At 72.0% G+C, this 26,995-nt stretch carries 20 protein-coding genes; 7 read left to right on the forward strand and 13 right to left on the reverse strand.

The annotated features are described in order from the left end of the window. Positions 1 to 86: 86 nt before the first annotated feature. Both gatB and ABTW72_RS26620 read left to right on the forward strand, forming a co-directional pair. Entirely contained in the window at positions 87 to 1,586 is a 1,500-nt protein-coding gene (gatB, locus tag ABTW72_RS26615) for an Asp-tRNA(Asn)/Glu-tRNA(Gln) amidotransferase subunit GatB (RefSeq protein WP_350862982.1), read from the forward strand. Between the two features lie 122 nt (positions 1,587 to 1,708). Then, positions 1,709 to 4,066: a thiamine pyrophosphate-binding protein gene (locus ABTW72_RS26620; RefSeq protein WP_350862985.1), complete on the forward strand. Its 2,358-nt coding sequence runs from the start codon at positions 1,709 to 1,711 to the stop codon at positions 4,064 to 4,066. Between the two features lie 49 nt (positions 4,067 to 4,115). On the opposite strand, the gene ABTW72_RS26625 is transcribed toward ABTW72_RS26620, so the two are convergent. From ABTW72_RS26625 to ABTW72_RS26635, 3 genes are all read right to left on the reverse strand, one after another. Beyond that, positions 4,116 to 5,720 (reverse strand): metallophosphoesterase, encoded by a 1,605-nt coding sequence (locus tag ABTW72_RS26625; RefSeq protein WP_350862988.1) that lies wholly within the window; start codon positions 5,718 to 5,720, stop codon positions 4,116 to 4,118. Between the two features lie 60 nt (positions 5,721 to 5,780). Then, a complete protein-coding gene (locus ABTW72_RS26630) occupies positions 5,781 to 6,953 on the reverse strand; it encodes a PQQ-dependent sugar dehydrogenase (RefSeq protein WP_350862991.1) in 1,173 nt (390 codons plus the stop codon). A gap of 83 nt (positions 6,954 to 7,036) precedes the next feature. Further along, positions 7,037 to 8,854, reverse strand: coding sequence for a SpoIIE family protein phosphatase (locus tag ABTW72_RS26635; protein WP_350862994.1), 1,818 nt, complete (start codon positions 8,852 to 8,854; stop codon positions 7,037 to 7,039). A gap of 185 nt (positions 8,855 to 9,039) precedes the next feature. On the opposite strand from ABTW72_RS26635, the gene ABTW72_RS26640 reads away from it, so the two are divergent. Then, positions 9,040 to 9,966 (forward strand): 2-hydroxyacid dehydrogenase, encoded by a 927-nt coding sequence (locus ABTW72_RS26640; protein ID WP_350862997.1) that lies wholly within the window; start codon positions 9,040 to 9,042, stop codon positions 9,964 to 9,966. Here ABTW72_RS26640 and ABTW72_RS26645 read toward each other — a convergent pair. Beyond that, a complete protein-coding gene (locus tag ABTW72_RS26645) occupies positions 9,960 to 10,355 on the reverse strand; it encodes a PH domain-containing protein (RefSeq protein ID WP_350862999.1) in 396 nt (131 codons plus the stop codon). The two genes, ABTW72_RS26640 and ABTW72_RS26645, sit on opposite strands and share 7 nt — an antisense overlap. A 216-nt stretch (positions 10,356 to 10,571) precedes the next feature. Here ABTW72_RS26645 and ABTW72_RS26650 point away from each other — a divergent pair, with 216 nt between their 5' ends. Next, positions 10,572 to 12,938 carry an EAL domain-containing protein gene (locus ABTW72_RS26650; protein ID WP_350863002.1) on the forward strand — a complete coding sequence of 789 codons (2,367 nt, stop codon included), beginning with the start codon at positions 10,572 to 10,574 and terminating at the stop codon, positions 12,936 to 12,938. A gap of 6 nt (positions 12,939 to 12,944) precedes the next feature. On the opposite strand, the gene ABTW72_RS26655 is transcribed toward ABTW72_RS26650, so the two are convergent. Beyond that, positions 12,945 to 13,964, reverse strand: coding sequence for a LacI family DNA-binding transcriptional regulator (locus ABTW72_RS26655; RefSeq protein ID WP_091393228.1), 1,020 nt, complete (start codon positions 13,962 to 13,964; stop codon positions 12,945 to 12,947). A 113-nt stretch (positions 13,965 to 14,077) separates the two neighbouring features. Between ABTW72_RS26655 and ABTW72_RS26660 the strand changes: the two genes are divergently transcribed. Then, positions 14,078 to 16,528 carry a glycoside hydrolase family 2 protein gene (locus ABTW72_RS26660; RefSeq protein ID WP_350863004.1) on the forward strand — a complete coding sequence of 817 codons (2,451 nt, stop codon included), beginning with the start codon at positions 14,078 to 14,080 and terminating at the stop codon, positions 16,526 to 16,528. 152 nt (positions 16,529 to 16,680) lie between these two features. On the opposite strand, the gene ABTW72_RS26665 is transcribed toward ABTW72_RS26660, so the two are convergent. Genes ABTW72_RS26665 through ABTW72_RS26690 form a run of 6 tightly spaced genes read right to left on the reverse strand, consistent with a single transcriptional unit; the run spans position 16,681 to position 21,680 of the window. Continuing rightward, positions 16,681 to 17,424: a copper homeostasis protein CutC gene (locus tag ABTW72_RS26665; protein ID WP_350863006.1), complete on the reverse strand. Its 744-nt coding sequence runs from the start codon at positions 17,422 to 17,424 to the stop codon at positions 16,681 to 16,683. Further along, positions 17,421 to 18,440, reverse strand: a complete 1,020-nt coding sequence (locus tag ABTW72_RS26670) for an asparaginase (RefSeq protein WP_350863008.1) — start codon at positions 18,438 to 18,440, stop codon at positions 17,421 to 17,423. Before ABTW72_RS26670 ends, ABTW72_RS26665 begins: the two co-directional genes overlap by 4 nt. Then, positions 18,437 to 19,306, reverse strand: coding sequence for an amino acid ABC transporter permease (locus ABTW72_RS26675; RefSeq protein ID WP_350863010.1), 870 nt, complete (start codon positions 19,304 to 19,306; stop codon positions 18,437 to 18,439). The genes ABTW72_RS26670 and ABTW72_RS26675 overlap by 4 nt, the downstream gene beginning before the upstream one ends. Beyond that, entirely contained in the window at positions 19,303 to 19,947 is a 645-nt protein-coding gene (locus ABTW72_RS26680; RefSeq protein ID WP_350863012.1) for an amino acid ABC transporter permease, read from the reverse strand. Before ABTW72_RS26680 ends, ABTW72_RS26675 begins: the two co-directional genes overlap by 4 nt. Positions 19,948 to 19,963: 16 nt before the next feature. Then, positions 19,964 to 20,932 carry a glutamate ABC transporter substrate-binding protein gene (locus tag ABTW72_RS26685; RefSeq protein WP_350863015.1) on the reverse strand — a complete coding sequence of 323 codons (969 nt, stop codon included), beginning with the start codon at positions 20,930 to 20,932 and terminating at the stop codon, positions 19,964 to 19,966. 19 nt (positions 20,933 to 20,951) lie between these two features. Beyond that, positions 20,952 to 21,680 carry an amino acid ABC transporter ATP-binding protein gene (locus ABTW72_RS26690; protein WP_350863209.1) on the reverse strand — a complete coding sequence of 243 codons (729 nt, stop codon included), beginning with the start codon at positions 21,678 to 21,680 and terminating at the stop codon, positions 20,952 to 20,954. 163 nt (positions 21,681 to 21,843) lie between these two features. Here ABTW72_RS26690 and ABTW72_RS26695 point away from each other — a divergent pair, with 163 nt between their 5' ends. Beyond that, positions 21,844 to 23,022 (forward strand): ROK family transcriptional regulator, encoded by a 1,179-nt coding sequence (locus ABTW72_RS26695; protein ID WP_350863018.1) that lies wholly within the window; start codon positions 21,844 to 21,846, stop codon positions 23,020 to 23,022. Positions 23,023 to 23,187: 165 nt separating this feature from the next. After that, a complete protein-coding gene (locus tag ABTW72_RS26700; RefSeq protein WP_350863021.1) occupies positions 23,188 to 24,015 on the forward strand; it encodes a DUF3152 domain-containing protein in 828 nt (275 codons plus the stop codon). A gap of 116 nt (positions 24,016 to 24,131) precedes the next feature. On the opposite strand, the gene ABTW72_RS26705 is transcribed toward ABTW72_RS26700, so the two are convergent. Continuing rightward, complete coding sequence (locus tag ABTW72_RS26705) at positions 24,132 to 24,968, reverse strand: SCO4651 family lipoprotein (protein WP_350863022.1); 837 nt, start codon at positions 24,966 to 24,968, stop codon at positions 24,132 to 24,134. Between the two features lie 172 nt (positions 24,969 to 25,140). Further along, positions 25,141 to 26,988 (reverse strand): dihydroxy-acid dehydratase, encoded by a 1,848-nt coding sequence (gene ilvD, locus ABTW72_RS26710; RefSeq protein ID WP_350863024.1) that lies wholly within the window; start codon positions 26,986 to 26,988, stop codon positions 25,141 to 25,143. Positions 26,989 to 26,995 lie beyond the last annotated feature (7 nt).

A 26,995-nucleotide genomic window follows, 5' to 3' on the forward strand; every position in this document is an offset into this window, starting at 1 on the left:
CACGCCGGACGAAACCCGGCCGAGGATTGATCGGGCAACCCCATTAGGCTGGACAGGTTCTGTCCGGATCGCGCCTGGAGCGTCTCATGACCACGACACTGCCCGCGTACGACGAGGTCGTTGCGCGCTTCGAACCGGTGATCGGCCTGGAGACCCACGTCGAGCTGGGCACGAACACCAAGATGTTCTGCGGTTGCCCGACCGACTTCGGCGGCGAGCCGAACACCCGGGTCTGCCCGGTGTGCCTGGGCCTGCCCGGTTCGCTGCCGGTGGCCAACAAGGCGGCCATCGAGGCGATCATCCGGATCGGCCTGGCGTTGAACTGCTCGATCGCCGAGTGGTGCCGGTTCGCCCGGAAGAACTACTTCTACCCGGACATGCCGAAGAACTTCCAGATCAGCCAGTACGACGAGCCGATCTGCGTCGACGGTTACCTGGACGTCGAGGTGGGCGGCGAGACGGTACGGATCGAGATCGAGCGGGTGCACCTCGAGGAGGACACCGGCAAGACGCTGCACGTCGGCGGCGCCACCGGCCGCATCCACGGCGCGACGGAGTCGCTCGTCGACTACAACCGGGCCGGCATCCCGCTGGTCGAGATCGTCACCAAGCCGATCACGGGCACCGGTGCGCTCGCTCCCGACGTGGCCAAGGCGTACGTCGCCGAGCTGCGCGACGTGATCCGCACCCTCGGCGTCTCCGACGTGCGGATGGAGGAGGGTTCGCTGCGCTGCGACGTGAACACCTCGCTCAACCTGCCGGGCGCGGAGTGGGGCACCCGTACCGAGACCAAGAACGTCAACTCGCTGCGGTCGGTGGAGCGGGCGGTCCGCTCGGAGATGCTGCGGCAGGCGTCGGTGCTCGACGCGGGCGGCCGGATCACCCAGGAGACGCGCCACTTCCACGAGGACACCGGTGACACCACCCCGGGTCGCTCGAAGGAGACGGCCACCGACTACCGGTACTTCCCCGAGCCGGACCTGGTGCCGATCGCCCCGGACCCGGCTTGGGTCGCCGAGCTGAAGGCCGCCCTGCCGGAGCTGCCCCGGGTGCACCGGCGTCGGCTCCAGCAGCAGTGGGGCCTCTCCGACCTGGACATGCAGTCGGTGCTGAACGCCGGCGCGGTCGAGCTGATCGAGGCCACCGTGGCCGCCGGCACCACCCCGGCCGCGGCCCGCAAGTGGTGGCTGGGTGAGCTGTCCCGCCGGGCCAACGAGAGCGGCGTGGAGCTGGCCGAGATCGGTGCCACCCCCGCCCAGGTCGCCGAGCTTCAGGGGCTGGTCGACGCCGGCAAGCTCAACGACAAGATGGCCCGCACGGTGCTGGAGGGCGTTGTCGACGGCGAGGGCTCGCCCACCGAGATCATGACCAGCCGGGGCCTGGAGGTCGTGTCGGACACCGGCGCGCTCACCGCCGCCGTGGACGAGGCGATCGCCGCGAACCCCGGCATCGCCGACAAGATCCGCAGCGGCAAGGTCGCGGCGGTCGGCGCGCTGGTCGGCGCGGTCATGAAGACCACCCGTGGTCAGGCCGACGCGAAGACCCTGCGCGAGCTGATCCTGGAGCGCCTCGGCGTCCAGGGCTGAGACCCACCCGGAGCAGGCCGCCGCCGCGACCCGGCGGCGGCCTACCGCCACCCCCTGTCGACCACGCGGCCACCCCGCACCCCTCGCGAGGGCGTCAACGGCGACGCCTGGATGGAGCCACCGTGACCGAGCACGACCTCGATGTCCTCGACGAGATCCAGCGGCGGGTGCTCTGGCTCGCCACCCGGATCGTGGACGCCGCCAACCATGACCGGGCCACCGGCGACGGCGTGAAGGTCGGCGGCCACCAGGCGTCCAGCGCCTCCCTGGTCACGGCGATGACCGCACTCTGGTTCGCGCACCTCGACGCCGAGGACCGGGTCGCCGTGAAGCCGCACGCGTCCCCGGTTTTCCACGCCATCCAGTACCTGCTCGGCAACCTGGACCGCTCCTACCTGCCCCGGCTGCGGGCCCGTGGCGGCCTCCAGTCGTACCCGTCGCGTACCAAGGACCCGGACGCTGTGGACTTCTCCACCGGTTCGGTGGGCCTGGGCGCGGCGGCGCCGCTCTTCGCGGCCGCCACCCGGCGGTACGTCGACGCGCACTTCGGGGCCCGCCCGCACTCCCGGTTCGTGGCGTTGATCGGCGACGCCGAGCTGGACGAGGGCAACATCTGGGAGGCGGTGGCCGACCCGGCGACCACCGGGCTGGGCAACGTCATGTGGCTCGTCGACTTCAACCGTCAGTCGCTGGACCGGGTGGTCCCCGGCATCCGGATCAACCAGTGGCGGGGCCAGTTCGAGGCGGCCGGCTGGCACGTCGTGGAGGTCAAGTACGGGCGTCGGCTCGCCGAGGCGTACGCCCGGCCGGGCGGCGAGGCGCTGCGCGACTGGATCGACGCGATGCCCAACGAGCAGTACCAGTCGCTGTTCGGGCTGGTCGGGCCGGCGCTGCGCAAGCAGTTCCTGGACGGCGCTCCGGCCGGCATCGCCGAGCTGATCGCCGACGTCTCCGACGAGGAGCTCGGCCCGCTCATCACCGATCTGGGCGGGCACGACCTTCAGGCGATGCTGGACGCGTACGCCCAGTGCGACGCGGTCACCGACCGGCCCAGCGTCGTCTTCGCGTACACGGTGAAGGGTTGGGGGTTGCCCATCGCCGGCAATCCGCGCAACCATTCCGCGCTGCTCAGCTCGGAGCAGGTCGACACGCTGCGCGCCGCGCAGGGGTTGACCGCCGAGACCGAGTGGGACCGCCTCGACCCGGCGTCACCCGCCGGGATCCAGGCCGGCGCCCGCCGGGAGGCGCTGTCCCGTGCGCCGCGAGAGCGTGCGCTGGGGGTCACCGTCCCGGAAAGCACGGGAGTACGCGCCAACAAGCCGATCTCCACCCAGGAGGTCTTCGGTCGGGTGCTGGTGGACCTGGCGCGGGACCGGGAGGTGGGCCGCTACCTGGTCACCACCGCCCCGGACGTGGCGACCTCCACCAACCTCGCCGGGTTCATCAACAAGACCGGGGTGTTCGCCCCCACCGAGCAGCGTTCCTGGACCGAGGACCGGATGCTGCGCTGGACGGAGAGCCCCGCCGGGCAGCACATCGAGCTGGGCATCTCGGAGATGAACCTGTTCCTGCTGCTCGGCCAGCTCGGGCTGTCCTGGGACCTGTCCGGGCAGCCGCTGCTGCCGGTGGGCACCGTCTACGACCCGTTCGTGCTGCGTGGCCTCGACGCGTTCCTGTACGGCACCTACTCCGGCTCCCGGTTCGTGGTGGCCGGCACCCCGTCCGGCATCACCCTCGCCCCGGAGGGCGGCGCCCACCAGTCCACGATCACCGCGTCGGTCGGCCTGGAGCTGCCCGGGGTGACCTTCGTCGAGCCGGCGTACGCGGCCACCCTCGACTGGTTGCTCTGCGACGCGCTCGGTCAGATCGCCGGCGGGTCGGCCCCGGCCGCGACCGCCGCACCCGCCGAGGACGGCGCGTACTACTTCCGGTTGAGCACCCGACCGCTGGACCAGGCGCCGTTCGAGGCGGCGCGGGCGCGGCTCGGCGACGCGGTGCTGCGCCGGCAGGTCGTCGCCGGGGCGTACCGGCTGGTCGACGCGCACCAGGCGTACCCGCACCTGGTCGACGCCCCGGTGGTGCAGCTGGCCGCTTCCGGCGCGGTGCTGCCCGAGGTGCTGGCCGCCGCGGCGGAGCTGGCCGACGAGGGCATCGCCGCGCACGTGGTGGATGTGACCTCGCTGGACCGGCTCTACCGGGCCTGGCAGCGCACCCTTCGCCAGGGCGTACGGACGGCCACGGTGCCCAGCGTGCCGGGAGCGCTGCGGTCCGCGTTCGCCGATCGGGTGCCGGTGGTGACAGTGCACGACGCCGCGTCGCACGCGATGGCCTGGCTCGGTTCGGCGGTCGGTGCACCGGCGGTGCCGCTCGGCGTGGACGAGTTCGGCCAGTCCGGCAGCGTCGCCGAGCTGTACGAACTGCACGACCTGCTGCCCGGCAGCATCGTCAACGCCGCACTGGCCGCCATCGCCCTCCGCTGACCCGTCGACCTCCCGCCGGTCCGCTGGGCTGGCGGGCGTCGACGTCGGCTCAGCCGGTCGGCGTGGGAGTGGGTGTGGCGGGGACACCGCCGCTCGGCGTGGGAGTGGGTGTGGCGGGGACACCGGCGGCCGGGTTCTCCACCAGGCGTCGTTCCAGGTTGACCTGGGCCTGCCCGGTGCCGCCGACGGTGATGGTGTCGTACGCCTGGAGCAGCTTCTGCTGGTCGAAGTAGAGCACGCTCATCGACAGCGGGGTGGGCTTCTCGCCCTCCAGGCCGCGCAGCCCGGCGCCGCCGGTGGAGCCCTCCACCATCAGCGTGGTGCGCTGCTGCCCGGGCGCCTGCGGCAGCTCGGAGACCTGCCGGGAGTGGGTGTGCCCGGCCAGCACCAGCGGGCAGGTGCCGGCGAGCGGCCCAGCCGACGCCGGGTCGTGCACGAGCGCGATGTTGACCGGTCGCGGTGAGCTGCGGACCGTCGCGGCGAGCTGGTTGCCGGCCCCGATCACCTGGTCGGCCACCTGCTGGGTCAACCCGCTGCCGGCCGGGGAGGTGTTCTTGTCCGGGGTGAAACGCGGGTCGCCGATGCCGGCGATGGTCAGCCCGGCGACCGTCGTGGTCGTGTTGTTCAACACGATCGCGTTCGGCTGACGGGCCACCGCGGCGGCGGTCTTGCCGGAGTCGTGGTTGCCCCGGATGAAGACGTACGGCTTCTTCAGCAGGCCGATCGAGGCGACGAAGGAGGCTTCCGGTTCGCTGCCCCAGTCGGTGATGTCCCCCGTGTCGATCACCACGTCGATGCCGAACTGCTCCACGACCGTCCGGATCAGCTGCCAGCCGGTCGGGTTGAGGTGCATGTCGGAGACGTGCAGCACCCGGGTGGTGCCCGGGGTCGGCTCCAGCAGCGGAAGCGCCGAGACGGTGGTGTAGAGCTGGCTGACGTTGCCGACCAGGCGCTGCAACTGCTCCGCGTACTTGGTGTAGTCGTTGGCGATCCGCCGGGCGTCACCGACGATCGCCGGCGCGTTGACCAGCAGCCCCTCGTAGCGCGGTTCCTCGATGGCCTGCGGACGAAGGGTCCCCGCCGCCGTGCCGAGGCTGCTGGCGGTGACCAGCAGCGCCAGCCCACCCGCCCAGGCGGTTCGCCGGACGTCGCGGAAGATCAGCCCGGCCAGGATCAACGTGACAAGCACCGAGGCCCCGAGGGTACGCAGGCCGAGGCGCATCACCCCGGAGCGGACGTCCTCCACGGCGCTCTGGCTGGCCCGGCTGATGCTGGCCGGATCGTCGATCAGCGCCTCGGTGCGTCCCTGGTCCAGGGCGCCCAGCCGGACGGTGAGATGGGTCGGCCCGTCGTGGCTGTCGAGCAGCAGCGCGCCGAGCGGCGGGATGTCGACGGTGGTGCCGCCGTCCCGGGCGGGGGAGATGCTGAGATTGGCCCGGAACGGGCCGATGTCGGTGCTCACCTGGCCACCGGCCAGCACCCCGAGCACCGCCCCGGCCAGGGCCACGGCGAGGACGGCGAGGATCAACCCGAGGCGGCGCAGCGGGCCGGCCGCGCCGACCCACCAACCCGTCGGACGCGGCCGGTCGTCGCCGGTCACCGGGTCGTCCCGGTCATCGGCGTCGTCGTGGCCCTCGTCGCGTTGCCCGTCCATGCTGAAAGTCTGACCTGCCCGTCGGAAGATCTTGGCAAACCTGAACGGATGGTGACGCAATCAGCTGCGTCCGCCGTCACCACCCGCGAAGACCACCCGCAGGAGCCGGTCATCGTCGCCCGCCGGGTCGCCCCGGCCGTCGTGGTTGGAGGTGCTCACCCAGAGCGACCCGTCCGGTGCCGCGGCCACCGCACGCAGCCGACCGTAGCGGTTGGTGAGCAGCTCACTGGGCTGACCGAGCAGGGTGCCGGTGTCGGTCAGCTCCATCACCCAGAGGCGCTTGCCGCGCAGACAGCCGGTGACCAGCAGCCGGTCCGTGGCGGCCAGACCGGAGCAGGACGCGTCCGACGTCGCCCACTGCGCGATCGGGTCGGTGAACCGCTTGTCTCCGGCCTGGCCCTCGACCTCCGGCCACCCGTAGTTGCCGCCCTTGGTGATCTGGTTGATCTCGTCCCAGGTGTTCTGGCCGAACTCGACGGCGTACATCCGCTTCGCGGCGTCCCAGGCGAGACCCTGGACGTTGCGATGCCCCAGGGACCACACCGGGGAGTTGGGGTACGGATTGCCGGCGGCGGGCCTGCCGTCCGGGGTGATCCGGAGGATCTTGCCGCCGAGGCTCTTCACGTCCTGGGAGAGGGGACGCTGACCCGCGTCACCCGTGCTGACGTAGAGCTGCTTGTCCGGGCCGAAGCCCAGCCCACCACCGTTGTGCACATTGGCCTTGGGGATGCCGGTGAGGATCGGGGTGGGCTGCCCGCCGAGTTGCAGCCGGGCGACCCGGTTGTCCCGCTCGGTGGTGTAGTAGACGAACGCCGTCCGGTCCCGGGCGTAGTCGGGGGAGACGGCGATGCCGAGCAGGCCACCCTCGCCCGCCGCCGCCACGTCGGGGATCGTCTGCACCGGGCGGACCCGCAGGCCGTCCGGCCCGGACTCGGGCCCGACCTGGAGGATGCGGCCGTTGTCCCGCTCGGTGACCAACGCACCGCCGTCCGGCAGGAAGGCGATCGCCCACGGCACCCGCAGACCCTTGGCGAGCACTGTCGCCACCGCCTGCTGGCCGGCACCGCCGGGGCTCGCCGACGCGGACGGGGTCGGCAGGTTGGGCGGTTCGCCGGCCGGGTCGGGCTCCGGCTCGCCGAAGCTGCAACCGGCGGCGAACAGCAGCGCCGCGCAGGACGCCGCGAGGGCCACCCGGAGGCGGTGGATGCGAGGGTACGGGGGACGGGCGCTCACCCGGCCCAGGGTAGCCCGCCGCGCGACCCGGCCGGGCCCGTGTCGAGAGGCAAAAGGGTGCCGATGGTCTCCGGTGGACCGGCTCACCGGGCCCGTACGGCCAGCAGTGCGGTGTCGTCCTCACGGTGCCTGATCGAGGCGAGCAGCAGGTCGCACAGGTCGTCGAGGGGCAGCGTGTCGGTGCCGGACAGCCGGCCCACCAGCTCGGCCAGCCCCTCGTCGATGGAGCGGTCCCGCCGTTCGATCAGCCCATCGGTGTAGAGCAGCAGGGTGTCGCCGGTGGCCAGGATGGTCGAGTGGCTGCTCCGCGGCGACGGACGGGCCAGGCCGAGCAGCGGCTCCGGCGTCGCCTCCAGGGCTTCCACCGCCCCGCCGGCGCGGACCACCAGGGCCGGCGGGTGCCCGGCGTTGGACCAGGTCACCTCGTGCACACCGGCGCGCTGCGGACAGATGCGCACCAGCGTCGCGGTGGCGGCGATCGGCAGCCGCAGGCCACGGATGGCGCCATCCAGGTTGCTCATCAGTGACCCGACCGCGTCCGGTCGGCCGAAGGCGTTGCCCCGCACCAGGTTGCGCAGCTGGCCCATGGTCGCCGCCGCCTCGATGTCGTGCCCGGCCACGTCCCCGATCGCCGCGATCACGTCGCCGTCGGGCTGCACGAAGGCGTCGTACCAGTCGCCGCCCACCTCGACCCGGTCGGCCGCCGGCTGGTAGCGGGCCGCCAGCTCCAGCTCCGCCACCACCGGCAGTCGGGGCAGCATGCTGTGTTGCAGGACCTCGGCGACGTGCCGCTGCTCGCCGTACATCGAGCTGTTGCCGACGGCCTGGCCGGCCCGGCGGCCGATGTCGACAGCGGTGAGCAGGTCCCGGTCGTCGAACTGCTGACGTTGGCCGCCGTTGACGAGGGTGATCGCGCCCAGCACCGTGCCGCCGACGGCCCGCACCGGCACGGTCAGGAAGGAGGCGATGCCCAGCCGACTGGCGATGGAGGCCATCTCCGGGTGGGTGGTGCCCCTTGTCACGTCGGCCAGGGACGCCACGCTGCCGAGCCGGGGTTGGCCGGTCCGGAGCACCGCCCGGATGACCGACTCGGAGCTCAGCCCGGTGCGCAGCAGATCGGCGAAGCGGTCGACGTCCGCCGCGCGGGCCGGGTCCCGGTGCACCGAGACCACCTCGCGGGGCAGGCCGGTCGGCCCGATCAGGGTGAGCAGGCACCAGTCGGCGAGCAGCGGCACCATGGTGGCGGCGAGCCGGCGCAGCGCGGTGCCCACGTCCAGGGTGCCGGCCAGCGTCTCACTCACCCCGGCCAGCAGTTCCAGCCGCCCGTGCGCCTGCACCACCCGTCGCCGGGCCTCCTGCGCGCCGTCGAGCGCGATCCGCAGCCGCAGCTCCGACGAGCAGGCGGCGGCCAGATCGGCCAGGGTCCGCAGCTGCGCGGCCGTCCAGGCGCGGGGCTTGCTGTCGATGGCGCAGAGCGAGCCGAGCACCCGGCCGGAGAGATCGGTCAGTGGCATCCCGGCGTACGCGACCACGCCGAGGTCCTCGATGGCCAGGTTGTCCCGGACGCGGGGGTAGAGCCGGGCGTCCGGCAGCACCATCGGCACCTGGATGTCCACCACGTGCTGACAGAACGAGTGGCTCAACGGGGTCTGCCGGCGTTCCGACCAGGGCTCCGGCAACCCGACCGCGCCCGGGAAGAACTGCCGGTCGGCGGAGACCAGCGAGACCAGCGCGACCGGCACGTCCAGCAGGTCGCTGACCAGCCGCGCGAATCTGTCGAACGCCTCGTCCGGGGCGGCGTCCAGCCCGGTGTCGGCGAGCGCGCGCAGCCGTGCCGGGTCGCCGAGCGCCATCGGTGGCGCGATCGGACGCCGGGGGGAGGCGGGGGAGCCGTCGGTCATCGTGCACCTGTCTGCCGGGGCGGAGGCGGACGGCCCTCCGACCCTTCCTTATACCTCGCGGGGGTCCGGGTTGAACCTCGGTGTGCTGAGTCTCGCCCGCTGCGGCCCCGTGCGCCACCGCTCCGGACGCCGGTTCACCGCCGTGCCCGCACCAGCCGCGGCGGCGGGGACTATCGTCGGCTGACGTGAAGGTATGGATTCCGCACCCGGCCGGCGTGAACCTCCTGGGCGAGCTGCCCGCGGACGTGACAGTGGAGGTCTTCGAGCACACCGACCGGATGCCGTCCGAGGCGGCCGACGTCCGCTTCTGGGTGCCGCCGTTCCTGGGCGGCTCGGACGCGACGACGGTGCTGCGGGAGCTGCCCGACCTGGCCGTGGTGCAGTTGCTCTCCGCCGGGGCGGACGCCTGGGCCGGCCGGACACCGCCGGCTGTGACGCTCTGCGATGCCCGGGGCGTGCACGACCCGTCCACCGCCGAGTGGGTCGTCACCGCGATCCTCACCCAGCTGCGGGCGTTCCCGGCGTTCGTCCGCGCGCAGGCCGAACGGCGCTGGACGTTCGCGGAGAACACCCCGACCGACGAGCTGACCGGTAAGCGGGTGCTCATCATCGGCGCCGGCTCGATCGGCGCCGCCGTGCGCGACCGGCTCGCCCCGTTCGACGTGAGCTTCACCCTGGTCGCCAGGACGGCCCGTCCGGAGCAGGGGGTGCACGCCGTCGAGGAGCTGCCCCGACTGCTGCCCGACGCGGACGTGGTGGTGGTGCTGGTGCCACTCACCGACCAGACCCGTGGCCTGATCGACAAGGCGTTCCTGGCCGCGATGCCGGACGGGGCGCTGCTGGTCAACGCCGCCCGGGGGCCGGTGGCGCACACCGATGCGCTCGTCGCCGAGCTGGGCACCGGTCGGATCTCGGCGGCGTTGGACGTCACCGACCCGGAGCCGCTGCCCGCCGACTCTCCGCTCTGGGTCATGCCGAACGTGTTGCTCACCCCCCACGTCGGTGGGTCGGTGCGCGGATTGTTGCCACGGGCCTACCGGCTGGTGGGCGATCAGGTCCGCCGGTTCGCCGCCGGGCAACCGCTGATCAACACGGTGGTCGACGGCTACTGACCGGGGGTGTCCGCCGCCGGCGCGTCCGGCAGCGGCTGGCCGGTCGCCGCGACCAGTTGAGGCAGGTCCGCCCCACGGACGGCCGGCAGGGTGACCTGGCGGCCGTCGTCGAGCCGGGCCACCGCGCGCCCGCGCTGGTCGGTGGTCAGCTCGAGGACCTGGTCCCAGTCGATCCGACGCTGCCCGACCAGCGCCCGGATGCGCAGCTCCCGCGCGTCGGCGTCGGTGCCGGCCCGCCAGGCCCACACCGCGACGGCGAGCGGGACGAGCAGCACCGGCAGCAGGTAGTCCCGGGCGTTGGCCAGCGGCAGGGCGCCGACGAAGGCGATGATCGCGGCCACCAGGATGGCTTGGTTGTACCGGAAGCGGACCGTGTCGGGCTTACTCACCCTCCGATGATCCCACTCCGGGTTGTTTCGGCTCGCGGCGGGCGGTGCCGGCAGCGTGCGGTACGCCGTACAGTGACACAGGTCGTTGTCTCCCCTGAGTGACCGGCAAGTAACCAATTCGGCCGTCCATCGTTGCAATCGTGGGTAGCGGACTCGCAACGTCCGATGTCCCGCACCGCCGCACCGCCCCCGTGCCCCCTCACGAAGGCGACCGCCGTGCTCCTCGCGTACCCGTTCCGCGTCCTCGTCCCCCGCCGTGCGGCACCGGAGGCCGCCACGTCCGTGGCGGTGGCGCTGCTCCTCCTCGCCGGTTCCGTCGACCTGGTCCCGCCCTCGGTGGTGATCGCGCTGGCCGCCGGTGCCGGCGCCACGCTCGCCGGGCTGCGACTGTCCCGGCTGGCCTCCCGACGCGGCACCGATCCGACACCGCGTGCGGCGGGGGTGCTCCTCGACGCGGCGGTGGTGGCGGCGGGTCTCACCGCCGTCGTGCTGCCCCTGGCCGGCATCGGGCACACCCTCGCCGTGCTGACCGGGTCGCTGGTCGTGGCAGCCCTCTCGACTGTCGGTCTGTACCGGCTCCCCGGCCGATCCCGCCCGGCGGCTTCGGTCCGGTTGCGGTGGCTGGTCGAGTCGACCGGCCCGGCGCTGGGTCTGGCCCTCGCCGGCTGGTTGCTGCTGCCCCCCGACGGCCTGCCGGTCCCGGTCCGGTTGGTCGCCGCGTTGACGCTCGGCGGGTTGGGCATGGCCGCGTTGAACGCGTTCGCGGGGCCACGTCGGCGTTCGGGTGCGGCGCTCTGCCGGGGCGGCGTCCTGCTCACAGTGGGCGGGCTGGTGCTGCTGGCCACGTTGCCGTCCGCGCCGGCCGGCCGGGTGGCCCTGCTGGCCGTACCCCCGTTGGTGTTCGGGATGTTGCTCGTCGCGGTCGGTGCGGCGGATGCGGCGGACGACCCGGAGTCGGTGGAGCCGGTCGCCGCGGCCTGGCCCCGGTCGGTGCTGCCCGCGGCGGTGCTGCTGCTGGCATCGGGTCTGCACCTGGGAGCCGGCCGCGCACCGGACCGGACGAGCGTGCTGTTGGCCCTGGCGGCGGTGCCGCCCCTGGTGCTGCGCGAGCTGCTGCGCGCCGGTGACGCGTCCACGTCCGTTCGGCGGGCCGCTCACCGGCGACCGGCCGGTCGGTCGCTGCGGCACCGCCGGGCGGCCCCGGGCCGCTGGCCGGGCACGCCGGAGCCGCCGCCCGAGCCGGCCCTCGGCGTCCCGGAGGGCTCGGCCACCCCGACGGGTACCGGCTCGACCTGGTCGCCTGATCACGGTTCCGCGTGGCCGGGGCTCAATCGGCGACCCGCGGTGGCGAACCCCGGCGACCGGGCCGCCCTGCTGGACGCCCTGGCCGCGATCGGCGACGTTCCGGCGCCGGCCGGTGCGCTGCTGCTGGTGGACCTGCACGGCACCGAGGGGGTCGGCCCGACGGCCCGGGAGGACGTGCTGGCCGAGGCGGTGCACCGGGCCCGTGCGGTCATCGCCCCCGACGATCTGGTCACCGGGTGCACGGGTACCGGCTTCGCGGTGGTCACCGCCGCCGGGCCGGTGCTGGCGTACGCGCTGGGCACCCGACTGTTGAGCGCGCTCGACCCGCCCTACCGGCTGGCCGGTGCGATGCTCTGCGTGCAGACGAGCATCGGGTTGGCCGAGGTGAGCGGCGCCGGGCCGGCGGACGTGCTCCGGCAGGCCGAGCTGGCCCGACGACGGGCCGTGCAACTGGGCCGGGACCGGGTGGAGTGGTACGACGCGTTCCTGGAGGAACAGCTGGTGCGCCGGCTCGACCTGGAGCGCGAGCTGCCCGGTGCGGTGGCGCGCGGCGAGTTGGACCTCGTCTACCAGCCGGTGGTCGACCTGGCCGACGGGCAGCCGGTGGGCGCGGAGGCGCTGTTGCGGTGGCGCAGCCCGGTGCTCGGCACCGTGCTCCCGGCCGAGTTGCTGCCGGTCGCCGAGGACCTGGACCTGGTCGGCGAGTTGGAGTGGTGGGTGCTGGACCGGGCCTGCCGGCAGTTGTCCGACTGGTCGGTGGGTGTCCGGGAGCTGTGGATGGCGGTCAACGTCACCACCCGGGAGCTGACCACTCCCGACTTCGTTCAGCGGCTCGCTGCCGTGCTGGCCGCGTACGGGGTGCCACCGGAGCGGCTGGTGGTGGAGGTGAGCGAGCCGAGGGTCGCCGGTGATCTGTCGACAGTGGTGGCTCGGCTGGCCGGGCTGCGGTCGTTGGGCGTACGCACCGCGTTGGACGACTTCCGGGCCGAGCATGCCTCGCTGGCCCAGCTGCGTCGCCTGCCGATCGACCTGCTCAAGGTGGGCCCGGAGTTGGTCAGCGCGCGGCCGGACGGGCAACCGCCGCTGATCGACGTGGTGGTCAACGTGGGCGACCGGTTGGGCGTCGAGATCGTCGCCGAAGAGCTGGAGTCGTCGACCCAGGTCGAGGGGGCGCGCCGGGGTGGCTGTCAGTACGGGCAGGGGTTCGCGCTGGCCCGACCGGCGACCGCCGAGCGGGTCGAGGCGTACTTCGAGGAGTTCCCCTCAGCGTCTCGCTGAACCGGTTCATCTTCCCCGGGGCGGTGCGGTGCTGCCGCGGGGCGTGAGGTGGGGTGTCTCGTCCTGCACCCGCCCGGCCGGTTGCCCGGCGACGACGGCGAGCAGTTGCCGCGCGGCGTGCGCGCCGTACGCCGGGATGTCCCGGCCCAGCGCGGTCAGCGGCGGGTGCACCAGCCGGCACAGCGGCGAGTCGTCCCAGGCCACGATGGACAGATCGCCGGGCACGGTCAGGCCCATCTCCTGGGCGACGGAGAGCCCGGCGATGGCCATCACGTCGTTGTCGTAGATGACCGCTGTGGGCCGGCCGGCCGAGCTGAGCAACCGGCGGGTGGCCCGGCCGCCCTCCTCGCCGGTGTAGTCGGACCAGACGGTGACCGCGTCGACCAGGCCGAGCCGCTGGCAGACCGCCGCGAAGGCGTCGGTGCGGATCTCGGTGTGCCGCAGGTCGGGCAGGCCGGCGACCCGGGCGATCCGCCGATGCCCGAGCGCGGCAAGGTACTCCACCGTCTCGGTCAGCGCGGCGGCGTCGTCGGACCAGAGACTCGCCAGCTCACCGGTGCCGCCGGGGCCTCCGATCACCACCGCCGGCAGTTGCAGCTGTTCGAGTGCGGGGATGCGACGGTCGTCGGTGCGCAGGTCGCAGACGAGCACCCCGTCCACCCGTCGTTCGCCCCACCAGCGCCGGTAGACCGCGATCTCGGCGTCCGGGTCGGCCACCACCTGGAGGGTCAGCGCGTACGAGCGGGCGGAGAGTTCGGCCTCGACACCACTGATCAGCGCCATGAAGAACGGCTCGACGCCGAGGGTCCGCGCCGGTCGGCACAGGGCCAGGCCGATCGCCCCGGCGGTGGCGGCCGAGAGGGCGCGGGCTGCGCTGCTGCGACTGAAACCGATCTCCGTGGCGATGGCCAGGATGCGCTGCCGGGTGGCCTCGGAGACGCCGGGCTGCCCGTTCAGCGCGTACGACACCGCGCCCTTGGACACCCCGGCGCGTTGGGCGACGTCGGCGATGGTCGGCCGCTTCACCGGCGTGCTCCTTCGCTCTCTGGCCGTTGACAGCCCGGATTCCGGACCGTACCGTAGCTCAGCTTATCCGGTTCAGTACGGCATCTTTCGATGCGGGAAGGTGCGGTGAAATCGTGAACCGACAGGCACTCTACGACGGTTGGACAGTGCGAGCGGCCCCCGGAGCACAGGTGCCCGAGGAGCTCGCCGGCCGGTCCGTGCCGGCGACCGTGCCGGGCTGCGTGCACACCGATCTGCTCGACGCCGGGCTGATCCCCGACCCGTACCTCGACGACAACGAGCGGGCGGTGGCCTGGATCGGGCACACCGACTGGGTCTACCAGACCACCTTCGTCCACCGGGCCGGCGACGACGAGCGCGTCGACCTGGTCTGCGCCGGCCTGGACACCGTCGCCACGCTCACCCTCAACGGTGTCGAGGTCGGCCGCACCGCGAACATGCACCGCGGCTACCGGTTCGACGTCCGACCGCTGCTGCGCGACGGAGACAACGACCTGGTGGTCTCGTTCGACTCCGCGTACCGCTACGCCGAGGCGCAGCAGGAGCGGCTCGGGGACCGGCCGAACGCCTACCCGGAGCCGTTCCACTTCATCCGCAAGATGGCCTGCAACTTCGGCTGGGACTGGGGGCCGACACTGGTCACCGCCGGCATCTGGCAGGAGATCAGCCTGCACGCCTGGTCGACCGCCCGACTGGCCACCGTCCGTCCTCTGGTCACCATGGACGGTCGCGACGGCCGGGTCGAGGTGCACGTGGAGGTCGAGCGGGTCGCGGACGTCCCGCTGACCGTCCGGGCCTCCGTCGCCGGCGCCAGCGCCGAGGTGGTCGTCCCGGCCGGGCAGCGCACGGCCGTGCTGACCCTCACCGTCCGGGAGCCCGCGCTGTGGTGGCCCCGGGGGTACGGCGAGCAGGCGCGTCACCCGATCGAGGTGACCCTGCACGCACCGGACGGCGACACCCTGGACGACTGGTCGCACCGGATCGGCTTCCGCTCGGTATGGCTGGACACCACACCCGACGAGCACGGCACCCCGTTCGCGTTGTCGGTCAACGACGTCCCGGTCTTCGTCCGCGGGGTCAACTGGATCCCGGACGACGTGTTCCCCACCCGGATCACCCGGGCCCGGCTGGCCGAGCGCTTCGACCAGGCGGTCGCGGCCAACGTCAACCTCCTGCGGGTCTGGGGCGGCGGCCGGTACGAGTCGGCGGACTTCTACGACCTCGCCGACGAGCGCGGTCTCCTCGTCCAGCAGGACTTCCTCTTCGCCTGCGCCGCGTACCCGGAGGAGGAACCGTTCGGCACCGAGGTGGCCGCCGAGGCCGCCGAGCAGGTGACCCGGCTCGCGCCGTACCCGTCGCTGGTGCTCTGGACCGGCAACAACGAGAACATCTGGGGCTGGCACGACTGGGGCTGGCAGCCGGCCCTCGCCGGGCGCACCTGGGGGCGCGGCTACTACCTCGACGTGCTGCCCCGGATCGTCGGCGAACTGGACCCGACCCGCCCGTACTGGCCGGGCAGCCCCTGGTCGGGCACCGAGGCGATCCACCCCAACGACCCGGCGCACGGCACCACCCACATCTGGGACGTGTGGAACACCGACGACTACACCAGGTACCGGGAGTACGTGCCGCGCTTCGTCGCCGAGTTCGGCTACCAGGCCCCACCGGCGTACGCCACGCTGCGCCGCGCGTTGAGCGACGAACCCCTGGCCCACGACTCACCCGGCATGGCGCACCACCAGAAGGCGGCCGGCGGTGACACGAAGCTCCAGCGGGGCCTCGACGCGCACCTGCCCGCCCCGGCGGACTTCGACGACTGGCACTACCTGACGCAGCTCAACCAGGCCCGGGCCATCCAACTCGGGGTGGAACACTTCCGCTCCCACCGGGACGTCTGCGCGGGCACCATCGTCTGGCAGCTCAACGACTGCTGGCCGGTGACCTCCTGGTCGGCCGTCGACGGCGACGGCCGCCGCAAACCCCTGTGGTACGCGCTGCGCCACGCGTACGCCGACCGGCTGCTCACCGTGCAACCCCGCGACGGCGGCCTGGCCCTGGTCGCCGTCAACGAGACCGCCGAGGTGTGGACCGCGACAGCCGCGGTCACCCGGTTCACGCTCACCGGGGAGCCGAGGGCGAAGACCTCGGTCGACCTCGACGTCCCGGCGTACTCCTCGGTGGTGCTGGCGTTGCCGACGGACCTGGCGCGGCCGGAGGATGCCCGGCGCGAGTTGCTGGTCGCGGAGGCCGCTGGCACCGCGGCGCGCGCCCTGTGGTTCTTCGCCGAGGACCGGGAGGTGGACTGGCCGGCGGCGGCCTGGGACGCGACGGTCGAACCGGTCGACGGTGGGCAGCGGGTCCGGGTCACGGCCCGCACGGTGCTGCGCGACCTGACGCTCTTCCCGGACCGCCTCGACGCCTCGGCGCAGGTGGACAAAGCCCTGGTCACCCTGCTGCCGGGGGAGTCGGCGGCCTTCACCGTGCGCGCCGACGCTGCGCTGGACCCGGCGGCCCTCGTCGTCCGCCCGGTGCTGCGCTGCGTCAACGACCTGACGTCGAGCTAGCGTCGCCGCCCGGCGGTCGCCTCGGCCGGGACGGTTGCTGGCTTGCAGCCCATGATCGTGCTCGATCCACGAAGTAGTGGCCTCCCTGCCGTGGGAGGCCACTACTTCCATGTTCGAGCACGATCATCACGCCCGGGGGCGCGATCTGTCGGTCAGGCGCGGGCGGCGGCGAGCACCTGGCCGACCAGGGCGCCCGAGGTGCCCGAACGCTCGTACTCGGGCCGGTTCAGGCTGCCACCCATCAGCGGCGCGGGGTTGCGGTGCACGGCCGGGCTGTCCGAGCTGACCAGGGCCGCGAAGTGGTACTCGTCGGCGCCGGTCGCCTCGACGATCCGGGCGATGTTGCGCGGGGTGATGCCACCGCCCGGCATGACGACGATCCGACCGGCGGCCCGGCGCACCAGGTCGGCGATGAGCGGAGCACCCTCCAGCACGCTGACCTCCTGACCCGAGGTGAGCACCCGGTGCACGCCCAGCTCGATGAGCTGCTCCAGCGCCGCGTACGGGTCGCGGGTCATGTCGAACGCCCGGTGGAAGGTGATGCTGACGTCGCCCGCGGCGGCGATCAGCCGGCGGGTGGTCGGCACGTCGACGTCACCCTCGGCGGTCAACGCGCCGATCACGATGCCGTGCGCCCCGGCCGCCACCGCGGCCCGCACGTCCCGCTCCATGGCCTCGACCTCGAACGGCGAGTAGATGAAGTCGCCGGCCCGGGGACGGACGATCACGTGTACCCGGATCCGGTCGACGGCGCGCACTGTCGTCTCGATGGTGCCCAGGCTGGGGGTCAGCCCGCCGTCGAAGAGCGCGGAGCACAACTCCACCCGGTCGGCGCCGGCCTCCTCGGCGGCGACCGCGCCCTCGACGCTGTCGATGCAGATCTCGAATGTGTTCATGATTCTTCCTTTTCCGTGCGAGGCGATGCCGCTTCGGTCCGAGACGATGCTGTGGTCCAGTCGATGACGGCCGTGACGGCACCAACGGGTACGCCGCCGCCGAGCACCGGCACCTGGCGCAGCGCGTCGGCCCCACCCACCGGTACGCCCACGGCGTCGAGGGCGGCGAGGGCGATGGCGGTGGTGGCCCGGGGCGAACCGTCGATCGCCTTCACCGCCACCGCGTGACCGTCCGGTGCGGCCACCGCGAGCACGCCTTCGGCCCCGCCCTTGGCGACGAAGCCGGGCAGCGCCCGCATCAGGTCGGTGTTCGGGTGCCCGTTCCAGCCGCCGACGTACTCCGGGTGCTGGAGCATGGCCTGCGCGACCAGCGCCTCGTCGCTGCCGGCGGGCGCGGTGACCAACGCCTGGAAGGTGCGGGCCAGGCCGGTCAGCGACAGGCCGAACAGCGGTGCCCCGCAGCCGTCAACCGCGTGGTGCGCGATCGGCGAGCCGGCCAGCCGGGCGACGGCGGCGGCGGTTTCCCGCTGGAGCGGGTGGTCGGGGTCGAGGTAGTCGTGGGTGCTCCAGGACCGGGCGACGCAGGCGACGAGCATCGCGGCGTGCTTGCCGGAGCAGTTCATCCGGATCCGGTCGCGCTGTGCGCCGGCGCGGATCAGCCGGTCCCGGGTCGGTTCGTCCTCCGGCCAGTCCACCGGGCAGCCGAGCGCGTCCTCGGTCAGGCCGGCCCCGGCCAGCATCGCCCGAACCACCTCGACGTGCCGGTCGTCGCCGGTGTGACTGCCGGCGGCGAGGGCCAGCGCCGGGCCGGTCAGCTCGTCGCCCGCCGCGATCCGGCAGGCCAGCGCCTGCACCGGCTTGAGGGTGGAGCGGGGCAGCACCGGCTCGTCGGGTACGCCGGCGGCGAGGGCGACAGTGCCGTCCGGGGCGAGCACCATGACGCTGCCGTAGTGCCGGCTCTCGACGAAGCCGTTGCGCACGACCCGGGCCAGTTCGGCGTAGCGGAAGATGGTCACCGGGGAGTGTTCCCTTCGAGGAGTGGTGGCGGCAGTTCGGCGGTCCGCCGTCCGCGCCGGCCTCCGAAGCGGCCGTTGCGGGCCTGGAGTACGCGGGCGAACTTCGACAGCGAGGCGTTGACCACCAGGTAGATCAGCGCCACCACCAGGAACGTCTGGATCAGCAGGTGGGTGTACGAGGAGAGCACCTGCCCGCTGTAGAGCAGCTCGGTGTAGCTGACCACGAAGCCGAGCGAGGTGTCCTTGAGCAGCCCGACCAGCTGGCTGACCAGGGACGGGGCGAGTTGGAGCAGCGCCTGCGGCAGGACCACCAGCGCCATCACCTGCCCGCGACGCAGCCCGACCGCGAGGCCGGCCTCGGTCTGCCCGCGGTCCAGCGCCAGGATGCCGGACCGGAAGATTTCCGCGAACGCCGCCGAGTTGGAGACCACCAGCGGCACCACGAGCTTCCAGAACAGCGGGAAGTTCAGCCCGTACTGCGGCAGCGCGAACAGCGTGACGTAGATCAGCAGCAGGGTGGGTACGGTCCGGAAGATCTCCACGTACGCGCCGGCCAGCCAGCGCAACGGGCGGTTCGTCGACAGCCGGCCGAGCGCCAGCAACAGCCCGAGCGCGGCGCTGAGCACCGCGGTCGCGGCGGCGGCGCGCACCGTTGCCCAGAGGCCGTTGAGCAGGTACCGCCAGATGGGCCAGGTGGTGAACGGTTCCCAGCGGGCGGCGGCCAACTCGCCGTGGCTGGCGAACTGGTAGACGGCCGCGACCAGGGCGCCGGCCAGGAGGACGGCACCCAGCACTGTGGCGATCCGGATCCGCCGTTGGGCGCGCGGGCCGGGCTCGTCGAAGAGGATCTGTTGCGTCTTGTTCATCGGACGATCGCCAGCCTTCGTTCGAGCAGGCCGGTGACCTGACCGATGATCAGCGCCAGCAGCATGTAGGCGAGGCCCGCGCCGGTGAACACGGCGATCGGTTGAGCCTCGACCAGGTTCACGGTGTTGGCCGCCTGGGTCAGCTCGACCACACCGACGGCGGCGGCCAGCGAGGTGTTCATCAGCAGCGCGATGCAGATGTTGCCGATCGGCTGGATCACCGCCCGGAGTCCCTGCGGCAGGATCACGTGCCGCAGGGACTGGCCGAAGGTGAGCCCGATGGCTCGGGCTGCCTCAGCCTGGCCCACACCGACCGTGTTGATGCCGGCGCGGATCGCCTCGGCCAGGTACGCCCCCTCGTACACCGCGATGACGATCGCGGCGGAGGTGAACAGCGGGAACGTGATGCCGATGGTCGGCAGCGCGAACACGAAGAGCACCAGTAGCGCCAGCAGCGGCAGGTTCTGGAACACCTCCACGTACGCGGTGCCGATGGCGCGCAGCAGCGGGACGGGGGCGATGCGCAGGGTGGCCACGACGATGCCCAGCAGCATCGCGCCGACGGTGGTCACGACGGTCAGTTCGACCGTCGTGACCAGGCCGTGGCCAAGCTCGCTCAGGTGGTCGGTGAGGGCTTCCATCGGTACGAGAGACTGCTCAGGAGCCGTCGGCGGAACCGAGGGCGGGCGGGGTGGGTGCTCCACCCTCCACCACCGAGCCGAGGGTGCCTTCCCAGACCTTCGCCCACGTGCCGTCGGCCTGGATCTTCTTCAGCCAGTTGTTGACGAACTCCTTGAACTGCGCGTCCTCCTTGTTGAGGCCGATGCCGTAGGCCTCGGTGGTGAACGGCTCGCCCACCACCTTCATCCCCGGGTTCGCCTTGGCGCCCGAGGCGAGCAGCGTGAAGTCCTGCACGTACGCGTCGCCGCGCTTCTGCAGCAGCGCCTGCAACGCCTGCGGGTCGGTGCCGAAGGCGATCTGCTTCGAGCCGGGCGCGGCGGAGGGCAGCGCGGTGACGGCGGGGGTGTTCGCCCCGACGATCACGGTCTTGCCGGCGAGGTCCTTGACGCTCTTGATCGAGGTGTCGTCCTTGCGGACCCCGACGGCGAGACCGGAGGTGAGGTACGGCCCGGCGAAGGCGACCTGGGTGGCCCGCTGCGGGGTGATCGTGTACGTCTGGAAGACCGCGTCCACCGACTTGGCCTGGAGCATGGCCTCCCGGGTCTGGGTGCCGATGGTCGTCGTCTTCACCTCGGGCTTGCCGATGATGTACTTCGCCAGCAACTTCGCCATGTCGGCGTCGAAGCCCTCGATGGTGCCGCTGACCGGGTTCTGCTGGGCGAGCAGCGGCGCGTCCAGGGATCCGCCGACGTTCAGGTAGCCGCGCTTGCGGATCGCCTCCATGGTGGAACCGGCCGGGATGTTCGCGTCGGTGGCCACCGGGGCGGCGTCGTACACCGACTGGGCGACCACGCCGTCGCCGCCCAGACCGGGGTTGCCGGGCAGCGTCGGAGCGCTGCCGCCGCTGTCGCCGCCGCAGCCGGCGGCGGCGAGGGCCACCGCCACCGCGGTGGCGGTGAGGGCGAGCGACCGCCGCCCGGTGAAGCTCATCTTGAGGATTGACATGACACCCTCCCGTTGGGGGCTAGTGCTGGAGGATCTTGGATAGGAAGTCGCGGGCCCGCTCGGTGCGCGGAGCTGCGAAGAAGTCGTCGGGTGCGCCGGATTCGACGATCCGGCCGTCGTCCATGAAGACCACCCGGTCGGCGGCGCGACGGGCGAAGCCCATCTCGTGGGTCACCACGATCATGGTCATCCCCTCGGCGGCGAGGGAGACCATCACGTCGAGCACCTCGTTGACCATTTCCGGGTCGAGGGCCGAGGTCGGCTCGTCGAAGAGCAGCACCTTCGGTTGCATCGCCAGGGCCCGGGCGATCGCGGCCCGCTGCTGCTGCCCGCCGGAGAGTTGGGCCGGGTGGTGGTCCGCCTTGTCGGCGATACCGACGCGCTCCAGCAGGGCCATCGCCTGCTGCCGCGCCTCGGGTCGAGCGATCCGGCGGACCCGGGTGGGGCCGAGGGTGATGTTGTCCAGCACCGTCTTGTGGCCGAAGAGGTTGAAGGACTGGAAGACCATGCCGACATCGGCGCGCAGCCGGGCCAGCGCGCGACCCTCGGCGGGCAGCGGCTCACCGTCGATCTCGATGCTGCCCTGCCCGGCGGTCTCCAGCCGGTTGAGGCAGCGGCACAGTGTCGACTTGCCGGAGCCGGAGGGCCCCACCACGACGACCACCTCGCCGGCGGCCACCGTGAGGTCGATGTCCTTGAGCACGTGCAGCGGACCGAACCACTTGTTCAGGCCGCGTACCGACACCATCGGTCGGTTCGCACCCGTCGTCTCCGGTGCCACCAGACGGCCTCACTTCCTTCGACTACAAAACTAAGTCAGCTTCATATCGAACCAACAGCGCCATCTAAAGGTAGCCAGGAAACTAAGTCAACCGGTTGCTTGAACAAACTCCGGGTGCTAAGAAGCTGACGTGACGATTGACGACGCGCCACGCGACGCCCTCCGGGGCGGCCCCCGGGAGCTACTGCGCTGGGTGGCTACCGGTGCGGCCGTCAGTCGGGCCGACCTGTCCCGCCTCTCCGGGCTCTCCCCGTCGACGGTCTCCCAGCGGGTCGAGGCGTTGATCAGCCAGGGGTTGCTGGAGGAGGCCGGCGCCGGGCGGTCCCGGGGTGGGCGGCGACCCCGTCAACTCGCCGTGCCCACCGGCGGCGCCGTGGTCGGCGCCATCGACCTCGGCGCGCATCACGCCCGCGTCGGTGCACTGGATCTCTCCGGGCGGGTGGTCCAGGCCCGCACCCTGCCGGTCCGCATCGAGGACGGCCCGGAGGCGGTGCTCGGCGCACTGCTGGCCGAGGTCGCCGCGCTGGTGGACGACGATCCGGCGGTTTCGCGCGGCGGCTCGGCCACAGGTGCGCTCCGCGGCGTCGGCATCGGGATTCCCGGTCCGGTGCAGCACTCCACCGGGCGGATCGTCAGCCCGTCGCGGATGCCCGGCTGGAACGGCTTCGACGTCGCCGCGTTCTGCGCCGGCCGTGTCGACGTGCCGGTCATCGTGGACAACGACGCCAACCTGATGGCGCTCGGCGCGCACCGCACCGCTCATTCCGAGTTGGATCACGCCGTCTACATCAAGGCCGGCACCGGAATCGGTTCCGGTGTGATCTCCAGTGGACGGTTGCACCGGGGCGCGCAGGGATCGGCCGGGGACATCAGCCACTGCCGGGTGGTGGCCGATCCCGCGCCACCGTGCACCTGTGGCAACGCCGGTTGCCTGGAGGCGGTGGCCAGCGGCGCCGCACTGGTCACCGCGCTCCGGGAGCAGGGTGTGCCGGTCTCCGACCTGACCGGTGTGATCCGCCTGATCGACGACGGTGACCGGCAGGCCACCGCCCTCGCCCGGCAGGCCGGCCGCGCCGTCGGCGAGATCCTGGCCGTGGTGGTCAACTTCTTCAACCCTCAGGTGGTGGCCATCGGTGGTCGGCTCGCCGACTGCGAGCCGCTGCTGGCCAGCATGCGGGCCACCCTCTACGAGCGGTGCCTCCCGCTGGCCACCCAGACCCTGCTCATCGAACGGGTCGCCGCCGGCCAGGACCTCGGTATCACCGGCGCCGCCCACCTGGTGATCGACCACGTCGTAGCGGCCGCCTGACCTCGCCCGCTCTGATACCCAGCGTGATTCACCCTGCGCGGCGCGCCTGATATGTAGTCTCTTGACCGGGTTATGCCGCAGATCATCTTGACATTTTCCTTACAGGCAGTCACATAGCCTTCCGGTGTTCCTCACTCACCCGTGATTGCTCCTGGAGGTTTCGACGTGCGGATCAACGGACGGCTGCTCGTGCCGATCTCGTTGGCAGTGGTGCTGGCGACCGCCGCCTGTGGCCTGTCCACCCCGGCTTCCGGGCAGGCCGACACCCCACCCTCCGACCCGGGTTTGCAGAACTCAACTCCGAGCCCCGGCGACACGCCGACCTCCAGCCCGACTCCGGAGATCCCGACCGACGCGCAGATCCCCACCAGGGCCGCCGGCACCTTCACCACCGCCACCGGCACCGGTCGCGTGATCGGCAAGGGCAGGAAACGGGTGCGCTACAGCGTTTCGGTGGAGAAGGGCATCGCCTGGGGTGACATCCCCGCCTGGAAGCCGGACCGGTTCGCCGCGAGCATCGAGCAGGTGTTGGCCGCACCGAACGGGTGGGCCACGTCCGCGCAGCACCCGGTCACCAACGCCGCGGTGAACCTGTCCCGCGCGTCGTGGTCCTTCCAGCGGGTCGGCACCTCGAAGGTCGACGTCGACGTGCGGCTCGCCACACCGAGGACAGTGGACCGACTCTGCGGCGCGAGCGGTGTCGACACCGAGGGGGTCTACTCCTGCAAGTACGGCAAGACGATCATGATCAACCTGCGGCGTTGGCTCCAGGGCTCACCGGGATACCCGGTCAGCATCGACGAGTACCACGCCGGCGTGATCAATCACGAGTTCGGCCACTTCCTCGGCTTCGCCCACATGAAGTGCGGCGGTCGCGGCAAGCCGGCCCCGGTCATGATGACCCAGACCATGGGCCTGGGCGGGTGCGTGCCCAACGTCAGCCCGTTCGTCGGCAACGGGCAGTTCGTCAGCGGACCGTGGGCACCGTCCTGACCGCACGGATCTGTGGTGGTCGCCGCCCGGCGAGCGGCTCGGCCTGCGCACCGGCAGTACCGGAACGGAACGGGCGGGCCCGGCGTGACGCCGAGCCCGCCCGAACACGGAACTGATCAGTTGCTGGTGGTCAGACCTTGCAGGCCCTTGAGCATCTCGGCGAAGTCGAAGGTCTCCGCCGTCGGCGGCGTCTCGATGGTCACCGCCTTGCCGTAGTCGGTGTAGTCCATCACCAGGTCACCCAGCGGGCCCATCTTCAGGGCCGCCCGGCGGGGCCGGTACTGCTCGTCGACCCACAGGTCGGTGGTGATGTCCTTGACGCCCATCTTGGTCATCTGCTGCTCGACGCCCGCCCGCAGCTTCGCGTCGACCTGCTGGAGGTAGGTCGCCATCGGCGTGGTGACGGTGTAGTGGACGGTGGCCACCCCGTTCACCGTCTCCTGCCCGACCACCTTCGTGCCCTCGGTGGCGAGCAGCGTCTTGACCTGCTTGGTCGGGTCGATGTCCTCGAACTGCTTGCCGATGTTCATCCCGGCCTGCTTGCCGGCGGCGGTCAGGTCCATCTTCATCCAGCGCTTGCCGTCCATCTCCGCGCGGTCCTCCGCCGGAATCTCGACGTAGATGACCGCGCCGACCATCCGGACGACCGTCGCGGCACCCTTCGCGTCCGTCGTCGTCATCTCGGCCTTGACCGGGTCGCCGAGGTCCAGGACGCCCTTCATCGAGACCTTTTCGCCGCCCGCCGTGCCTGACATCGTCACGGTCACCGAGTCGCTCTTGTCGGTGGCCTCGGCGGTCTTCTGCAGCGACCCCTTCAGGTCGCTGGCCAGCAGCTCCAGGACGCTGGGCTGTTTCGGCGACTCGGATCCGCCGGACGTCGTGCCGCACGCGGAGACAGCGAGCGCGGTGAGCGCCGAGACCGCCACCGCCACGGACTTCTTGCCAAATGACACGTACACGCCTCTTCCCGCAGGAATCCGGGCTCACCCCGAATTGATCGACGACACGCTAGCCCACGCGACCGACATTTGCGGACCGTGTTTCGCCGACGACATCGTCGATGGTGGGGTATCCGAGAGTGGGACACCCCACCATCGGCGATCCAGTGTCGATCGCGAGCGGCGGTTACTCCGGGACGCGGCGGTAGGCGCCGTCGCTGGCCGAGGTGGCCATCGAGGCGTACGCACGCAGCGCCGCCGACACCGGCCGCTGCCGATCGGTCGGGGTGTACGGCTTGTCGCGCTTCTCCTCGGCCACCCGGCGCGCCTCCAGCTCCTCGGCGGGCACGTTCAGCTCGATCGACCGGCTCGGGATGTCGATGACGACCTCGTCGCCGTCGCGGACCAGGGCGATCAGCCCGCCGGAGGCCGCCTCGGGGGAGACGTGCCCGATGGAGAGCCCGGAGGTGCCGCCGGAGAAACGGCCGTCGGTGAGCAGCGCACAGGAGCGGCCCAGCCCGCGTCCCTTGAGGAACGAGGTGGGGTAGAGCATCTCCTGCATGCCGGGGCCGCCCTTGGGCCCCTCGTACCGGATCACCACGACGTCCCCGGCGACCACCTGCTTGGCGAGGATCGCTGTCACCGCGTCGTCCTGCGACTCGTAGACCTTCGCCGGGCCACGGAAGGTCAGGCAGTCGTCGGGCACGCCGGCGGTCTTCACCACGCTGCCCTCGGGTGCCAGGTTGCCGTGCAGGATGGCCAGCCCACCGTCGGCGGAGTAGGCGTGCTCGCGGTCCCGGATGCAGCCGCCGGCCGCGTCGGTGTCCAGCGACGACCACCGGTTGGTGGTGGAGAACGGCTCGGTGGTGCGCACCCCACCGGGGGCGGCGTGGAACAGCTCGACGGCCGTCGGGGTGGGGGAGCCACCGCGCACGTCCCAGTCGGTCAGCCACTGCGCGAGGGAGGGGGAGTGCACGGCGTGCACGTCCCGGTTGAGCTGCCCGGCCCGGTCCAGTTCGCCGAGGATCGCCGGGATGCCGCCGGCCCGGTGCACGTCCTCCATGTGGTAGTTCGGCGAGTTCGGCGCGACCTTGGCCAGGCACGGCACCCGCCGGGAGATCGCGTCGATGTCGGTGACGCCGAAGTCCATCTCCGCCTCGCGGGCGGCGGCGAGCAGGTGCAGCACCGTGTTGGTGGAGCCGCCCATCGCCACGTCCAGGGCGACGGCGTTCTCGAAGGCGGCCTTGGAGGCGACCGTACGTGGCAGCACCGAGTCGTCGTCGCCGTCGTACCACCGCTTGGAGATCTCCACGACGGTCCGGCCGGCCTCGACGAAGAGCGACCGGCGGGCGGCGTGGGTGGCCAGCGTGGAACCGTTGCCGGGCAGCGCGAGCCCGATCGCCTCGGTGAGGCAGTTCATCGAGTTGGCGGTGAACATGCCGGAGCAGGACCCGCAGGTCGGGCAGGCGGAGCGTTCGATCTCACCGAGCTGCTCGTCGGTGACCGCCTCGTTCGAGGAGGCGATCATCGCGTCGATCAGGTCGATCTTGCTGTGCACGACGCCCTCGATCGCCATCGTCTTGCCGGCCTCCATCGGGCCGCCGGAGACGAAGACGGTCGGGATGTTGAGCCGCAACGCGGCCAGCAGCATCCCGGGGGTGATCTTGTCGCAGTTGGAGATGCAGACCAGGGCGTCCGCACAGTGCGCGTTGACCATGTATTCGACCGCGTCGGCGATCAGCTCGCGGCTGGGCAGCGAGTAGAGCATGCCGCCGTGGCCCATCGCGATGCCGTCGTCGACCGCGATGGTGTTGAACTCCCGGCCCACCCCACCGGCCTCGGCGACCGCGTCGGCGACCAGGCCACCCATGTCCTTGAGGTGTACGTGACCAGGCACGAACTGGGTGAAACTGTTGGCGATGGCGACGATCGGCTTGCCGAAATCGTCGTCGGTCATCCCGGTGGCCCGCCAGAGGGCCCGGGCGCCGGCCATCGTCCGACCGTGTGTGGAGGTCCTCGACCGCAGCTCAGGCATACATACC

Origin of the sequence: Micromonospora sp. NPDC127501 (genome assembly GCF_040302185.1) — a bacterium.
Classification (GTDB): Bacteria; Actinomycetota; Actinomycetes; order Mycobacteriales; family Micromonosporaceae; genus Micromonospora.

What these genes read in the sequence shown, in the direction of transcription:
- gatB (WP_350862982.1), top strand. Translation starts at nt 87, where the DNA reads ATGACCACGACACTGCCCGCGTACGACGAGGTCGTTGCGCGCTTCGAA.
- ABTW72_RS26625 (WP_350862988.1), bottom strand. Translation starts at nt 5,720, where the DNA reads ATGGACGGGCAACGCGACGAGGGCCACGACGACGCCGATGACCGGGAC.
- ABTW72_RS26635 (WP_350862994.1), bottom strand. Translation starts at nt 8,854, where the DNA reads ATGACCGACGGCTCCCCCGCCTCCCCCCGGCGTCCGATCGCGCCACCG.
- ABTW72_RS26665 (WP_350863006.1), bottom strand. Translation starts at nt 17,424, where the DNA reads ATGAACACATTCGAGATCTGCATCGACAGCGTCGAGGGCGCGGTCGCC.
- ABTW72_RS26675 (WP_350863010.1), bottom strand. Translation starts at nt 19,306, where the DNA reads ATGAACAAGACGCAACAGATCCTCTTCGACGAGCCCGGCCCGCGCGCC.
- ABTW72_RS26680 (WP_350863012.1), bottom strand. Translation starts at nt 19,947, where the DNA reads ATGGAAGCCCTCACCGACCACCTGAGCGAGCTTGGCCACGGCCTGGTC.
- ABTW72_RS26685 (WP_350863015.1), bottom strand. Translation starts at nt 20,932, where the DNA reads ATGTCAATCCTCAAGATGAGCTTCACCGGGCGGCGGTCGCTCGCCCTC.
- ABTW72_RS26690 (WP_350863209.1), bottom strand. Translation starts at nt 21,680, where the DNA reads ATGGTGTCGGTACGCGGCCTGAACAAGTGGTTCGGTCCGCTGCACGTG.
- ilvD (WP_350863024.1), bottom strand. Translation starts at nt 26,988, where the DNA reads ATGCCTGAGCTGCGGTCGAGGACCTCCACACACGGTCGGACGATGGCC.